Source organism: Flavobacterium terrisoli (genome assembly GCF_030167905.1).
Taxonomy (GTDB): Bacteria; Bacteroidota; Bacteroidia; order Flavobacteriales; family Flavobacteriaceae; genus Flavobacterium; species Flavobacterium terrisoli.
This window is the reverse complement of record NZ_JARGNA010000003.1, coordinates 171,313-186,859: the sequence shown is the minus strand read 5'-3', so window position 1 is coordinate 186,859 and position 15,547 is coordinate 171,313. Positions and strand designations below refer to the sequence as shown.

The following is a 15,547-nucleotide window of genomic DNA, read 5'->3' as shown; positions in this document are numbered from 1 at the left end:
GCACAAAACACCAAAGCCTCTCCATTACAGAGAGGCATATGGCCACACTTCTATTAACTTACTTTCTAACAATTTTTTCTACTTTAATTCCTTTGTCGGTAATCACTTTTATAAAATACATTCCGTTCGATTGTGCGGAAAGATCAATGACTGTACTGCTTTCATTAACCAAATTGGTTTGGAGCAATCTTCCCTGTACATCATACAACTGCGTTGACCTTATATTGAAATCTCCACTGATATTGACTATTCCGTTTGAAGGATTCGGGTAAATGCTTATCGAATTATCAATCTCAAAATCAGGATGGCCAAGCGATTGGAAAATGGTTTCCGCATCATTGGTTTCGACAGGGAAATTGTAATCAAAATAAATATTGGCTTGTTTGCTCACCATATCTCCTGATTGCAAGGTGTCTTTCGATTTTACTTTTAGCAATACATTCCCGTGTCCACCTGATTCCAGCATGATATTCTGGAAAATGAATTCTACTATATTCCCGTTGATTCTGGCGTCAACACCATGTGAGGCATTCAATAACTGAAGTGAATTGATATCAAACTGGGTCGGATCAACTTCGGTTTTCACTACGATATTTTCAGCTTCTGCTGTCCCGGTATTTTCAAAACGAATGGCATAGTGCAAATAGTTTCCAATTTCTACAGGGGAAACAATTCCACCCTGAAGGCAGGTAATATCATTCGGATCAAAAGAACCGATTACGGTTTCATTAAATATGAAAGTATTGTCATTTACAGTTTCATCATTATCCATTGGGTTTATAGTTCCTGTAAAAGTCAACAAGTCACCAATATTAACCGCAGGCGTATCCGTTGGCGCATTGATATTCAACGTTACCGTAATGTTTCTGGTTTCAAAAGGCTCTAAATTGGTAAAATTCCAGGTTAAGTTTCCAAAACTACTTGTTGATGCAGCCACTGAAGCCGAAACAAAATCCATTAGATCATCATTATAAGAGAAACTAACATTCCCAAATAGAACTTGATTTCCTTTATTCTTGTAAACCACTTTATAAATTGCATCAAAACCGGGACGCGAAGGAAAAAGTGGAGAAATTACCACTTCTAAATCGGGATGAGCACCGTTGGCCGTAATACAGAAATTTTGTGAGGCAATATTGTTATCGTCATTAGGAAAACTGATTACCGGATCGGTTGGCGACACATTAAACCATGTCGGGTTTTCAAACTCAGGTGAAACGACATAATCGCCTTCACCGGTATAAAAATTATAACCTCCTGAAGCATTCGTAAAAGTTGCACTTGCAAAAGTCGGATTTGAAATATTTACCCTGATAAACGGGTGGGCATCTTCCGGTCCGCAGCCGTTATTATTCCAATCAAAAGCAATATTTCCGTTAATGTTATTGTAATGACCACCGGGTGTAAAAGAACAATAGGTGTTTACCTGAGCATTCATACCGTATTGTGCCACAGCATCTACAAAGCCATTGATCTGGGCTTCATCGGCACAGATATAAATAAGATTTGGATTGGTGTGAAAGCCAACACTTTCATTGGCTCCGTTTTTAACGAAAAGTGACACCAAATTGTTCACAGTACAGTTTAATACTGCCAGGTTTGGAGAATTGGTAACATCCAAAGTAGTCAAAGCATTTGTACTACAATGCAAATTTGTCATACTTGTGAGATTAGATACATCCAACGCTGTAAGGTCGTTATCTGAACAATCTAAAGTAATAATCAAAGGCGAGTCTGAAACGTCTAATGTGGTAAGATTGTTACTGGAGCAACTCAAAAATTGTAATGAAGTACAGTTAGTCAGATTCAAAGTAGAAATTTGATTAGCTTGACAATACAAAGTCAACAAATTAGTCAATCCAGAAACATCTAAACTGGTCAATACATTTAGTTCACACTGCAATGCAATCATGGCTGTACAACCTGAAACATTCAAAGTGGCTAGCTGTCCCAATTCACTTAAATACAAAGCTCCCAAAACACTACAACCTGAAAGGTCAAGACTGGCCAGATTCGCATTGGCATTACAGTTAAAACTGATAAGATTAGGTTTATTGGTAACCGTTAACGCAGTAAATTGATTGTCGTTACCTGTAAAAATCTCCAATTCAGGAGTACCTGAAACGTCTACAGTAGTCAATTGGTTGTTATTGCAAATCAAATTTTTTATAACCGGACAGCCGGAAATATTCAAAGAAGTCAATAGGTTATTATTACACATTATTCTCTGTAATAGAGGAAGATTGGAAGCATCAAGAGTAGTAAGTTGGCCATTGGCACAATCTAAATAATTCAAATTGGTGCAACCGTTAATATTGAGTGAACTCAGAGCAGTATCCCCTGTGGTCACTAAAAACTCCAGACCGGTACAACCCTGAATATCCATAGAAAGTAATGATGGATTGTTAATACAAGTCAACAACGTTAGATTAGGCAAATTGTTTGCCGTAAACGAAGTCAGATTATCATTACCACTACATTGTAAATGCTGAAGGTTGGTAAGATTACTAATATCAAATGTGGTCAGGTTATTCCAGTCGCAGGAAAGTATCGTCAATGAAGGCGTCAAAATCAAAGAGCTTATTTCGTTATCGGTACAATACAATGTCTGAAGTCCGGTGTTGCCACTAACATTCAAACTTGTAATTTGGTTTTGGCCACAAAACAACTGTGTCAGCGCTCCGGAAGAAGGAAGCAACAAACCTGTTATCTGATTATAGTTACATTCAAAAGAGTTTAAATTAATCAGATTAGAAATATCGAGGATTCCTGCTATTTGGTTATTATTAAAGTTGGCCGAAGTCAGATTAGTAAAGAAATTGATTCCGGTCAAATCGGCGATACCAAGGTTGGAAAAGAAAGTCAGTTGCGTAACCGCTGTAGCTTCCACATATTGGATTTGCCCGTCATTATTGGTATCCACACCAATGGTAATCAGTGCCGATTTAAAATTGGCATCCGGAATAAAGATAAAATCATTGGGCGCATTTGGATCAGTCACAAATAACCTAAAACTTCTAATCACAAAACAGCCGGAAAAATTACTTTCAACTCTGGCCCAAATCATTTGTCCGTTGCTCAAATTAATATAAGAAGAAGGTGCAGCTATCGCATTTCCGTCTATTTCGGCATCTGTTAAAGTTTCATGATAAGTTATGGTACGATTTGGATCTCCGTTTATTAAAAATCCAGTATTTAAAGTCAAATCAAATTCCGCAAAACCATCAAAAGGATTATCAACTACATATAAATTCTGCGGTGTAGTAGTAGTCACCTCACTTACAACAAGGTGAACGCTGTCAGAAACATTTTGGGAACAATTATTTGCTAAGGATTGTACACTGATTAAATCCACATCATAAATCCCCGGTGTTCCCGGAAGTGTAATGGTTGCAAAATTACCCTGATTTGAGGATTCCGTCAGCATAGCACCGCCATTGATGGAGTAAGTAAAAATATAAGGAGCACTACCACCGGAACCTTGAAACGTAACGTCTATTGAGGTATTGCTACATACTGTTTGGTCTGGCGTTACAATTTCCGCCGATGGCACTGAATATACGGTAATCACTACGGATCCGATTAGCGGTTGGGTGCAAGGGATACTTCCGACAGACACACTTACCAGCTGGTAAACACTAGTGAAAACAGCTTGTGCCGCTATAGTAGCTGTACCAGTTGCATTTAAAATAATGACTTGAGGCGCACCATTATTAACGGTATAGGTGACTACAGCATTAGGCGTACCGGTGATAAAAATAACACCCATATCTCCTGAACAAATGCTTGCAGATCCTGAAATGGTTGCGAACGGCAAACTTACAACCTGCAAATTAAAACTGGCTACGGCAAAGTTTGACGTATCGGCATTCTCTTCCAGCCTGACATAAATTACCTGACCTGAACTCGAAAATGCATTTGGATTGGCAATGGGATTGACATAGTTATTTGCATCGACACTGGATACAAAATAAGCAACACTGTATGAATCTGCATTCAAAGCACCAAGTACAACCGAAGTATTAACCGTTAAATCAAAAACTTCAACACCATCATTACCATTATCACACGCCTGCAAATTATTGGGCGTTCCAATAGGTGGCGCGGCAAAAGCCATTCCGGTAAATAGCAGTAATAAAAAGTATAATTTATTCATTATATTTTGTTTCGTTTTTTGACATTATAAATTTACATGATGTCGTTTTAGTAATTCTTATTAAATGAGTAACCGCCCGTTTTGATTTAGAATTCGTTACATCGTCTTCAATAATTCCTGTAATCGATCTTTTTTTCTTTGTGATATCGGAAGATTACTGTTGTCTGCCATAATCACATAACCACCATCTTTCTTGATATAGGATTTCAAATAAGCCAAATTGATCAGATGACTTTGGTGAATCCGTTCAAATCCGTGTTCGGTCAACAAATCCTCGTATTCCTTTAGTGTTTTTGAAATCAAAATCGGTTTGTTGTTTTTGATATAGAACTTGGTGTAATTGTCTTCGCTTTCGCAGCGAATGATATCGCTCACTTCAAAAAGATGAATCCCGTCAGAATTCGATAAAGCAATACGCTTGAAATTATCAACTTTCTTTTTGATGTTTTCCAACAGCAAATCGATATGTGCCACACTATCATTTTTATCAATGACCTGTTTTAATTTCCCGATTACTTTGCCCAATTCTTCCGGATCAACCGGCTTTAGCAAAAAATCCAAAGCACTGAACCGGAAAGCTTTGATGGCATACTGTTCATGCGCCGTGATAAAAATGATTTGGGAATTAATTTTTCCTTTTTTGCTGACTTCTTCCAGCAAATCAAACCCCGAACCATCACCCAAATGAATGTCTAAAAACAAAACCTGTGGCTGACTTTCCAATAAAAGTGCGGTTCCTGATTCAACGCTGTCGGCTTCACCAATAATTTGTATCTCCGGTGCATAACGCGAGAGCAGGCTTTTCATCCCGTTTCTCAAATTGCTGTCGTCATCAACTAATATGGCTGTAATCATTTCTGTTATTTTATGTATTGTATCGGGAGATGCAGGGTTACTTTGGTGCCCAAAACCTCTTCCGGATTATTTTTTATCTCTTCAATTTTGAATTCCGTTTTTTGCTTGGTGGTCGATTCTATCATCTCCAAACGTTTTTTGGTAATGTCAAGCGCCATTGATTTATGTGCCACAACCGAATTTTCCTTTTGTGCCCTGGACTCATTAAACCCAATCCCGTTGTCTTCTACGGTGCAAAACAAACTTTCTTTTTCAATCGTAAAGCGAACCGCAATACTTCCTATTTCTTTTTTGGGAATTACTCCATGTATGATGGCATTTTCCACAAAAGGTTGCAATAACAACGGCGGCAAGGCCATATCGTCTTCAATGTCATTGCTTTTAAAAATGGTGAAGGTAAATTTATTATTGAAACGCAATTGCTCCAGTTCCAAATAGTTTTGCAAACTCTCAATCTCTTTGTCAATCGGGATTAACGACTCTTTTGAGTATTCCAAAGTCAATCGCATCAGCTTGGAGAATTTTGATAAATATTTTATCGCCGAATCGGTACCGTTTTGCACGATAAAACTCGAAATCGAACCCAGACAGTTGAACACAAAATGCGGGTTCATCTGCAAATGCAGTGCTTTTTGTTCGTATTCTGCCAGTTCTTTTTGCAGTGTTAGATTCTTTTTGAGTTGGATTCTGTTATAAATCAGGAAGGCAATCCCGAAAACCAATAACCCGAAAACCGCAGCAAAAAAGAGTTGTAAATTGTTTCTTTTCGATTCTTCTTTTAGCAATAAATCCCGTTTTTCTATCTCTTTTTGCTGAACAGCTTCGCGTTTTTCGAAATCAAAATTCAATTCTTCTTCAACACTTTTCCTGATATTTTCCTCATTGGTCAGGCTGTCTTTGGCCCGGCTGTATAATTTGAAATGTTCCAAAGCCAAGGCCGGATTTTTTTGTTTGGCATAAATATCACTCAGCAATTTTTCTGAAATAACCACTTGCTCCAACACTTTTATTTCTTTGGCTAAAGCCAATGATTTATTAGCAAACTGAGTCGCTTCGGGGAGTTTACCTTGTTCCAAAAACAATTGGCCCAAATGAATATAGCTATCGCCTATTCCAAATTTATCATCGATGGTTTCAAAGGTAGCAATGGCCGAATTCCAATGGGCTACCGCTTTCTCATTCTGCTTTAAAGTTTTATAATACAACCCAACATTGTTATACCATTCGCCCAAAGCCCTAGGATTTGGATTTTTATCCAAAGCTGTTTTGGCCTTAGTATAATAACTAAAGGCTACAGGTACGTTTTTTTGCCTCAAGTACCCATTTCCAATGTTAGTATAAGTGATTCCAATGTTGGGATCTTTTAGTTTCTCCTGAATTTTCTGGGTTTTGATAAAATACTCCAAAGCCTTAAAATCGGACGATTGTGATTTGTAAACGACACCAATATTGTTGTACAATTTGGCACATTTTTCTTCATCTTTTATTTGCTCGTAAATCTTTACCGCTTTCAGATAATATTGCAATGCTTTTGAATAATTGCTTTGCTCAGAGAAAACAATCCCGATGCTTCCCAACGCTTTAGCCAAGCCTTTTTGTTTGTCAAGATCATTTTTGATGACCAGGTTTTCAAAAAGATGCTGAGCATCAGTAAAATATTGTAGTGCTTTTGGGTAATTTCCGCTGATGATATTGGCATTCCCTAAGTTCAGTAGTGCATTTCCTTTGGCTAATTCGTAATCGATTTTTTGGGCCAAATCATATGCCTTTTGGGCATAATCCAACATTAATTTAGGATCGCTGGTTTTGTATTGATCGGCTATGGTGTTGAGTAATGCTGCTTTGTCAATATCATTTCTGGTTTTTTGCAGAACTGAAATCAGGCTGTCGGTCTTTTGATTTTGTGACCAACAGACAACAGAAAAAAGTAACGAGCCAACCAAAAGAAAGTATTTTTCTATTCTCATTCGTACATTTATGTAATGTTCCAAACAAAAATAGCATTTCCTTTTGGTTGAAAATGCGTTAAATGAGTATTTAGCTATTTTGGGCGAGAATTTGCAACGGCTTATTATGATGTTTTTTGGGCTATGCAAAAAGTGCTTACGCCAAATGGAAAATTAAACACTTTCAGGAGTTTATTCTCAACAATGATAAGCTGCAGCAAAGTACTGTTGACAAAAGCGTTACCAATTGAAATATCGCTTTCTCCTGTTTTGTTTTTTTGAAAAACTGACGTCAGTCTTCTAAACGCATAAACCGGTACGAACAAAAAGAAATTCCAATAGCTGGATTTAACAATCTGCAGTTTTTCAGCCAGCATTTTCGATTTTAATTCGGGTAAAGTATAGCGCCTGAAATGCATGTTGACTACGTCATGATAACTCCACAAAGACATAAAGGCTGGCACAAAAACATACATCTTGCCTCCTATTTTCAACAACGAATTCCAGTTTTGCAGTGCTATTTTATCATCTTGTAAGTGTTCCAAACAATCGGAAGCGATGATGATATCAAAAGTCTCTGTTAGGGTAATATTTTGGGCATCCATGACAAAAGCATTGGCAATCCCATTGGCTTTACAATTGGCAATTGCTTTTTCACTGATGTCAACACCATAAAGGTTTTCGAGCGAAAAACCCAGCGCTTCCAAATCTTTTAAGAAAACCCCCGAAGAACAACCAATATCCAGTATTTTGCTGTCTTTAGGTGCATCTTGTAACAAGTCGAGCAAATATTTTCTCCTTGACTTGAACCACCAATGATTGGTTTCTACATCGTGATACTTTTCTTCATATTTTTTTTTCATAACTGCTGTATTAATCTACTCTTTTATCTATAAAATATCTTGGTCTTTGTTTTACTTCTGAATATATTTTGCCAATATATTCGCCTACAATTCCGAAACAGAACAATTGAACTCCGCCTAAAAAATACATTGGCAATACCGTTGAAAGCCAACCCGGAACCACATTACCCGTATACAGGGCAAACAAGGCATAACCGGTCATCAGCAAACAAAAGAAAAAGATAACAAAACCTATTATGGTTACCAGTTTCAATGGATAATTACTAAACGAAGTCACACCATTCCAGGCAAAAGCCGCCATTTTGCGGAAAGGATATTTGGATTCTCCGGCAAAACGCTCCAAACGGTCATAATAAACGACATCTTTGCTAAAACCAATTGTTGGGATAATGCCCCGCAAAAATAAATTAACTTCTCCAAAATCCGATAAGGCATTCAAAACTCTTTTGCTGCACAAACGATAATCGGCATGGTTGTGAATGATGTTGACTCTCATCTTCTTCATCAGATTATAGAACATCAGCGCCGTATTGCGCTTGAAGAAAGTATCAGTAGCTCTTTCTTTGCGGACACCATAAATCACATCAGTTCCCGATTTAAACTTCACAATCATTTCTTCAATCACACGCACATCATCCTGCAAATCGGCATCGATGGAAATCAAAGCATCGGCCTCATCCTTAAACGTAAGCAAGCCTGCCAACAATGCTTTTTGGTGTCCTACATTTCCGGCCAGTTTTAAACCCTTAATATGAACAAACTGCCTGGCATTCTCTTCAATGATTTTCCAGGTATTGTCTTTACTTCCGTCATCTACGAAAACTGCAAAACTTTTCTCGGAAATGACATCCTTCGAAACCAAATCGGCGATGATAGCATTTAGTTGGGCTGATGTTTCATTCAACACCGATTCTTCGTTATAACATGGTGAAACAACACCAATGATTGGTTTTTGATTACTTTCCATTAGCTGATTTGTTTGTTAGACGTAAAAACAAATTTCGACATAAAATCCACTTTTCTTTGTATCCAACCAATTTTATATAAACCTGCCGCACTCATAATATACAATGCCACACGTGCCGGGAACATATAGCGCGGTTCCATGTAAGTCAGCCCATGAAATATCAACAAGGCTATGATGACAGCCCAAAACGGCCAATACCTGAGTAGGTTCTTTTCTTTATATAAAAACAAAAATGCTCCAAATAAAATAATGAGATTGATGGAATTGATCAATAAAATAAATGACCAATAACCAATTACGCCGTGAATTGGGCCGAGCGCAAAATCTTTGGGTTTCACGCTATTGATAAAATACACATGGCCATAAAAACACTTGACAAAGAACTGTCGGGTGAACAAAAAGGGATGTTCTAACGCATCGTCAATCAAAAATTGGCGGTATACGGCGCTATGGGTTTGCCCCGTTTTGACTTTCGTTTGTTCTAAATCGACTATGCTTTGTACCCAATTTTGATAATCTTTACTGTCGGGTCTGATTTCATTATCCCAAAAACGAAAATCTGTCGGTTCTTCCCTGAATTGAAATCTTCCCTGATGGGCAACAAAATAGAGTAACTCTTCCTGATTGCCAACGGATTTGGTTCCGGTTATAATTTTGGCCAATTGAAGTACGGCAACACCTAAAACCCCAACCGCAAAACAGGCAATAACCAATTTCTTTCCATAGGCTGCAAAAAAATCTTTGTTTTTAAAAAAGGTAAAAAGCACTACTAAAATGCCAAACCCTAAAAGCAACATGGCATTTGGCCTGTTCAAAATCAGAAACCACATTCCTAAAATCAACAACAGCCAACCTTTCTTTTTCTCCGGTTTATGATAGGCGATTGACCAACCAAAAAGCGCTAATGTCAATGAAAAAAATGCCGGTGCTTCAGCCAAGATTCCCAAGGAATAATAACAATGGATGGGAAAAATAAAGAACAGCAGCACACTCAGCAATCCGACTTCCTTGGAAAAGAAAGAGGAACCAATCCTAAAAATCAGCAGCAGGCTAATGGTAATGATGATAAAGGTAAACACTACGCCATAAACCCAAAGCTGGTTATCGGTAGCATCAGATGGTGCCACCAAATAAGCCGGCGTATAAAAAATAATCGGTCCGGGCGCTTTGGTTATCGTGACTTTATCATAACCAATGTCACCTTTTAAAAACAAGGCTAAGTTTTTTGATTCTTCATGAAACGTAATATCACCAAAAGGTTTTGCCTTAAAAGGCAAATTCAACACGACAATCATCATCAACGATGAAATCAAAACGATCAGTATATTTATTCTTTTGGTGGAAAAGTTTTTGATATCCATTTAGAGATTAACTTGGTGATAAAAATAAAGCCGAAAAATAATAAAAAATCCCGAGCTATGCTCAGGATTTTTACTTTGTATTTTGTAAATCGTACTTCTTTCTTAAGATAAAGCAGCTTTCACCTGGTCAGCAGCTTCCTGGAATTGCACCGCAGATAAAATCGGCATTCCTGAATTATCGATTAATTCTTTGGCAATCTCAGCATTAGTTCCCTGCAAACGCACAATGATTGGCACTTTAATAGCGTCACCCATGTTTTTGTAAGCATCAACAACTCCTTGTGCCACACGGTCACAACGAACGATACCACCAAAAATATTGATCAAAATTGCTTTTACGTTTGGATCTTTTAAGATGATGCGGAAAGCCGTTTCAACACGTTTTGCATCCGCTGTTCCACCTACGTCAAGGAAATTTGCCGGCTCAAAACCTGCATATTTAATCAAGTCCATAGTAGCCATCGCCAATCCGGCTCCGTTTACCATGCAACCAACCGTTCCGTCAAGGTCAACATAGTTTAACCCAACTTCTTTGGCTTCAACCTCAATTGGATTCTCTTCACGGATGTCGCGCATGTCAGCATATTTAGGTTGTCTGAACAAAGCGTTGTCATCTATATTTACTTTGGCGTCAACCGCCATGATTTTGTTATCAGAAGTTTTTAATACCGGATTGATTTCAAACATAGAAGCGTCTGAACCAATATAAGCATTATATAAAGCTTCAACGAATTTCACCATTTCCTTGAAAGCATTTCCTGAAAGACCCAAATTGAAAGCAATTCTACGGGCTTGGAAACCTTGCAATCCAACCGCAGGATCAATTTCCTCAGTAAAGATTAAATGTGGTGTGTGTTCAGCAACTTCTTCAATATCCATTCCGCCTTCAGTAGAATACATAATCATGTTTCTTCCTTTGGCTCTGTTCAACAAAACTGACATATAAAATTCAGAAGTTTCACTTTCTCCCGGATAATAAACATCTTCAGCGATTAAAACTTTGTGTACTTTCTTTCCTTCCGGTGGCGTTTGAGGTGTAATCAATTGCATCCCGATGATTTGTTCCGCAATTTCTTCTACTTGCTGCAGGTTTTTGGCCAACTTCACTCCGCCGCCTTTTCCTCTTCCACCAGCGTGAATTTGTGCTTTGATAACATGCCAACCCGTTCCTGTTTCAGCCGTTAGTTGTTTTGCAGCTGCTACCGCTTCTACCGGATTATTAGCCACAATGCCACGTTGAATGCGAACGCCATAACTGGCTAAAATTTCTTTACCTTGATATTCGTGAATATTCATATTGAAGTTTTTATTTGTGTTGAGATGCCGAACTGAATTCAGCAAAATGTGCCACAAAAGTAATTAATTAGAATCAAACGAAAAAGAAATGTAACCCAATTTAGTTTGCATTTTTTTATCAACTGTTACGCAACCCTTTTTAAGCTGTCGTATCTTTGTTTTAAATCAAAAAATCATGAAGAAACTAATCACTTTTTTTAGCCTGTTGACAATCATTCTGCTTTCAGGCTGCAGCAATGATTCCAATTCAAATGCAAACAATCCGCAGGGACAGTGGAAGCTTGTAAATGTTAGCGGTACTTTTGCCGGAATTGACAACGATTTTGAACCAGGATTAATCACTTGGGATTTCAATCCAATCACGCAAACCGTAAGCATATTAAACAATAATACCGACCCGGATAAATGGGATGTTTTTGAAACCGGGGTTTACAACTACCAGATTGTCGATAATCCTGATTATCCTTGTGGAGAAATCTTAAAAATAGACGGAATTGAAATGGGTTGTTTCTCAACCTCTGACAATGAATTTGTTATCGACCAATCAATTGCTGATGGTTTTAGGCTACAATTTGTAGAATAGCTTTCAAAAAGCACGAATTCTGTTATTTTTTTCTTTGGAATTGCGCCACTTGGGCGTTAGCTTTGCATGAAAATTAAATAACAATTATGCAACCGACAGAATTAGAACAATTGGCCCGCGAATACGGGAATCCACTTTATGTGTATGATGCTGAAAAAATTGAATTTCAGTACAATCGTTTAACCAATGCTTTTGCCAAGGTGGAGAAGCTTCGCATCAACTATGCGATGAAGGCCTTGTCAAACATCTCTATTCTGAAGCTACTGAAGAACCTGGGTTCAGGTCTTGACACCGTTTCCATTCAGGAAGTGCAATTGGGTTTGCATGCCGGTTTTACACCAGACAAAATCATCTTTACTCCTAACGGCGTTTCTTTTGAAGAGATAGAAGAAGTTGCGGCATTAGGTGTTCAAATCAATATTGACAATCTTTCCGTATTGGAGCATTTTGGAACCAAACATCCGAAAGTTCCGGTTTGTATCCGTATCAATCCGCACGTAATGGCTGGTGGAAACGAGAATATATCCGTAGGTCACATCGATAGTAAATTTGGGATTTCTATTTATCAGATTCCGCACATTTTGCGCATCGTGGAAAACACCAAAATGAACATCAATGGAATCCATATGCATACAGGTTCTGATATTTTGGACATTGAAGTATTCTTGTATGCTGCCGAGATTTTATTTGATGCCGCAAAACAATTTAAAGACTTAGACTTCCTTGATTTTGGTTCAGGATTTAAAGTACCTTATAAAAAAGGTGATATCGAAACCAACATCGAAGAATTGGGTAAAAAATTAACCAAACGCTTTTTGGCTTTTGAAAAGGAATACGGTCGCGAATTGACTTTGGCGTTTGAACCGGGAAAATTTCTAGTGAGCGAAGCCGGTTATTTCCTGGCCAAAGTAAACGTAATCAAGCAAACGACTTCAACGGTTTTTGCCGGTATTGACACCGGATTTAATCACTTGATTCGTCCGATGTTTTACGGTTCGCAGCACACCATTGAAAACATCTCTAATCCAAAAGGAAAAGAGCGTTTCTATACCGTGGTTGGTTATATCTGTGAAACCGATACTTTTGCTAGTAATCGCAGAATCACGGAAATTCATGAAGGCGATACGTTGTGCTTTAGAAATGCCGGCGCGTATTGTTTCTCGATGGCTTCCAATTATAACTCACGTTTCAAACCGGCCGAAGTTTTATGGAAAAACGGCAAAGGTCATTTGATCAGAGAAAGAGAAACTTTTGAAGATTTATTACAGAACCAAATTTTGGTTGAACTATAAAACAAAATCCCGATGCATCGGGATTTTTTTATGGACAATTATTTCGCTGCAGTATTTCATAAAAAGATTTATCTTTGAACAACACCTAAAGGATAACCGTTATGAAAAAAATTGCTGCCGTTATGATTTTATTGTTTTCCTTAACTTCCTTTTCCCAAACCACAACAACATTCATCGTTTTGCGTCATGCCGAAAAAGCAGATACAACAAAAGACACCAATCTTAGTACAGAAGGTCTGATAAGAGCCGATGCGCTACGAGAAACATTGCAATCTGTTTATGTCAATGCGATTTATTCCACTCCGTATAACCGAACCAAACAAACCGTAACACCGCTTGCCTCAGAAAAAAAGATTGCCATTACGGAATATCCGGCCAACAAACCTTATGCCGAATTGGTCAATGAACTGATTGCAGCGCACCATGGACAAACCGTGGTTATTGTTGGGCATTCTAATACGGTTCCTGAGATTCTTAAAGTGCTTACCAAAAATGCTTATAACGTTACCATCAACGAGAACCAATTTGACAATATATTTGTCGTAATCCTTAAAGAAGGAAAGCCCGCTGAAGTAACGACCATGAAATACGGAAAAAGTACGCCTTAATTATTTATCCAAAACTTCCGTCAGGACTTCGCTTTCTGTACCGTTTGGCATCGTGATTTTTAGCTTTTGTGCCAAAGTCGGAGCGATTTCAGTAATTTCCTTTTTATCGTGGCTTTCTCCTTTTTTGATTTTCCAGCCAAAGAAAAGACAAGGTACATGCGTGTCATAAGTATAGGTCGTTCCGTGCGATGTTCCCGTTGGTCCGTATTCGATATAACCCGGTTTGCCAAGGATAATCAAATCGCCGTTTTGGGTTACATCATATCCTTTGGCAATACAATTCAAATGATAATCAGCTCCTGAATTGCTTAAAATTTCTTCTTCGGTGTAGACTCTTTTGACAAAATGCTGCGTCATCAGAAAGTCTTTGAAAGCCTGTTTTACTTTTGGCAATTCCAAACCTTTTGCTTTGATGATTTCCTTATTCAGAAATAAATTAAAACCTCCAAAGTTCAAGACTAAGTCTTCACCAAAAGTATCGGTAGAGAATTTCTTCAAAGTCGTTCTGATTTCTTTGCCTTCAATATTAGTAATATCATATTTATTGTCTCTTAAGAATCTGGCATTTTCCGCTCCGGCATGATCGGCGGTCAGGAAAACCAAATAATTGCCTTTTCCGACCGTTTTATCCAAATAACTAAGGAAGTCTGCAATCGTCAAATCCAAACGCAAATACGTATCCTGCAATTCGATGGAACGCGGTCCGAGTATGTGTCCTACATAATCTGTTGACGAAAAACTTACCGCAAGGAAATCGGTGATATTGTCTTGTCCCAAAGCTTCTTTTTCAATCGCCAATTTGGCAAATTCTTCCACATAATCATTTCCAAAAGGTGTCGCGCGCAAAACTCCGGCGTCATTTTTCTCATACATCGACTTCAGGTCATAAGGGAAAATCGGTTTGTCTGCTTTGTATAATTTCCCTTCATACGGATTGTCATCAACCATGCTTTCATCATAAGTAGCCACCGGTTTTAGCAAATTCCAAGTTTGATTAAGGTATTTTTCGAAACCTTTTTTGGCGTTGAATTCGGTTACCCAATTCGGTAATTGCTCACCATAGAAAGTACTCGAAATAAAACTCCCGGTTTTGCTGTACCAAAAAGCCCAATTGGCAAAATGGCCTGCCGGAAGTATTGAACCGCGGTCTTTCATGCTGATGCCAATCACTTTTCCCTTGAAATTGGTGGACAATCTCAATTCATCGGTAATGGTTGTGGCCTGCAGATTCTTTGGTGACATTTCACCTTCGTCTTTGGTTCCGTCGCCAATGGTTTTCACCGAAGCATCATCGGTGCAATAAACATCTTTGCCTAAAGTTCGGCTGAACCATTCGTTACTTACAATGCCGTGCACAGCAGGCGTTGTTCCGGTGTAAATGGAAGCATGTCCGGGCGCAGTATAGGTTGGCAAATAATTGTAATGCATGTTATGAAAAGTAAAGCCTTCGCTCATCATTCGCTTGAAGCCGTTTTCGGAAAAATCACTTTGAAAACGATACAGGTATTCCATTTTCATTTGGTCTACCACAATTCCGACTACCAATTTTGGTCTTTGTTGGGCTGAAAGATTGGAAACTATGATTAATGATAAGATGGCGAAAAACTTCTTCATGACATT

Annotated in this window: 11 protein-coding genes; 3 read left to right on the top strand and 8 right to left on the bottom strand. The window is 38.2% G+C overall.

Annotated features, from left to right (window positions below; translation table 11 throughout):
* Positions 1 to 58: 58 nt before the first annotated feature.
* From P1K33_RS04935 to sucC, 7 genes are all read right to left on the bottom strand, one after another.
* On the bottom strand, positions 59 to 4,156 hold the full coding sequence (locus P1K33_RS04935; RefSeq protein WP_284651779.1) for a DUF7619 domain-containing protein: 4,098 nt from the start codon (positions 4,154 to 4,156) through the stop codon (positions 59 to 61).
* Between the two features lie 96 nt (positions 4,157 to 4,252).
* On the bottom strand, positions 4,253 to 5,011 hold the full coding sequence (locus tag P1K33_RS04930) for a LytR/AlgR family response regulator transcription factor (protein WP_284651777.1): 759 nt from the start codon (positions 5,009 to 5,011) through the stop codon (positions 4,253 to 4,255).
* 5 nt (positions 5,012 to 5,016) lie between these two features.
* The gene (locus P1K33_RS04925; protein ID WP_284651776.1) at positions 5,017 to 6,978 is read right to left on the bottom strand and encodes a tetratricopeptide repeat-containing sensor histidine kinase; all 1,962 of its coding nucleotides are present in this window, start codon (positions 6,976 to 6,978) and stop codon (positions 5,017 to 5,019) included.
* 104 nt (positions 6,979 to 7,082) lie between these two features.
* Positions 7,083 to 7,820 (bottom strand): class I SAM-dependent methyltransferase, encoded by a 738-nt coding sequence (locus P1K33_RS04920; protein ID WP_284651775.1) that lies wholly within the window; start codon positions 7,818 to 7,820, stop codon positions 7,083 to 7,085.
* Between the two features lie 10 nt (positions 7,821 to 7,830).
* Positions 7,831 to 8,787: a glycosyltransferase family 2 protein gene (locus tag P1K33_RS04915; RefSeq protein ID WP_284651774.1), complete on the bottom strand. Its 957-nt coding sequence runs from the start codon at positions 8,785 to 8,787 to the stop codon at positions 7,831 to 7,833.
* Positions 8,787 to 10,148 (bottom strand): phospholipid carrier-dependent glycosyltransferase, encoded by a 1,362-nt coding sequence (locus tag P1K33_RS04910; protein WP_284651772.1) that lies wholly within the window; start codon positions 10,146 to 10,148, stop codon positions 8,787 to 8,789. Before P1K33_RS04910 ends, P1K33_RS04915 begins: the two co-directional genes overlap by 1 nt.
* Positions 10,149 to 10,250: 102 nt before the next feature.
* Positions 10,251 to 11,444, bottom strand: coding sequence for an ADP-forming succinate--CoA ligase subunit beta (sucC, locus tag P1K33_RS04905; RefSeq protein WP_284651771.1), 1,194 nt, complete (start codon positions 11,442 to 11,444; stop codon positions 10,251 to 10,253).
* A 175-nt stretch (positions 11,445 to 11,619) separates the two neighbouring features.
* Between sucC and P1K33_RS04900 the strand changes: the two genes are divergently transcribed.
* From P1K33_RS04900 to P1K33_RS04890, 3 genes are all read left to right on the top strand, one after another.
* Entirely contained in the window at positions 11,620 to 12,027 is a 408-nt protein-coding gene (locus P1K33_RS04900) for a hypothetical protein (RefSeq protein WP_284651770.1), read from the top strand.
* Between the two features lie 86 nt (positions 12,028 to 12,113).
* On the top strand, positions 12,114 to 13,319 hold the full coding sequence (lysA, locus tag P1K33_RS04895) for a diaminopimelate decarboxylase (RefSeq protein WP_284651769.1): 1,206 nt from the start codon (positions 12,114 to 12,116) through the stop codon (positions 13,317 to 13,319).
* A gap of 101 nt (positions 13,320 to 13,420) precedes the next feature.
* Positions 13,421 to 13,927 carry a phosphoglycerate mutase family protein gene (locus P1K33_RS04890; RefSeq protein ID WP_284651768.1) on the top strand — a complete coding sequence of 169 codons (507 nt, stop codon included), beginning with the start codon at positions 13,421 to 13,423 and terminating at the stop codon, positions 13,925 to 13,927.
* Here P1K33_RS04890 and pafA read toward each other — a convergent pair whose 3' ends face one another.
* Positions 13,928 to 15,541: an alkaline phosphatase PafA gene (gene pafA / locus P1K33_RS04885; RefSeq protein WP_284651767.1), complete on the bottom strand. Its 1,614-nt coding sequence runs from the start codon at positions 15,539 to 15,541 to the stop codon at positions 13,928 to 13,930.
* Between the last annotated feature and the right edge of the window lie 6 nt (positions 15,542 to 15,547).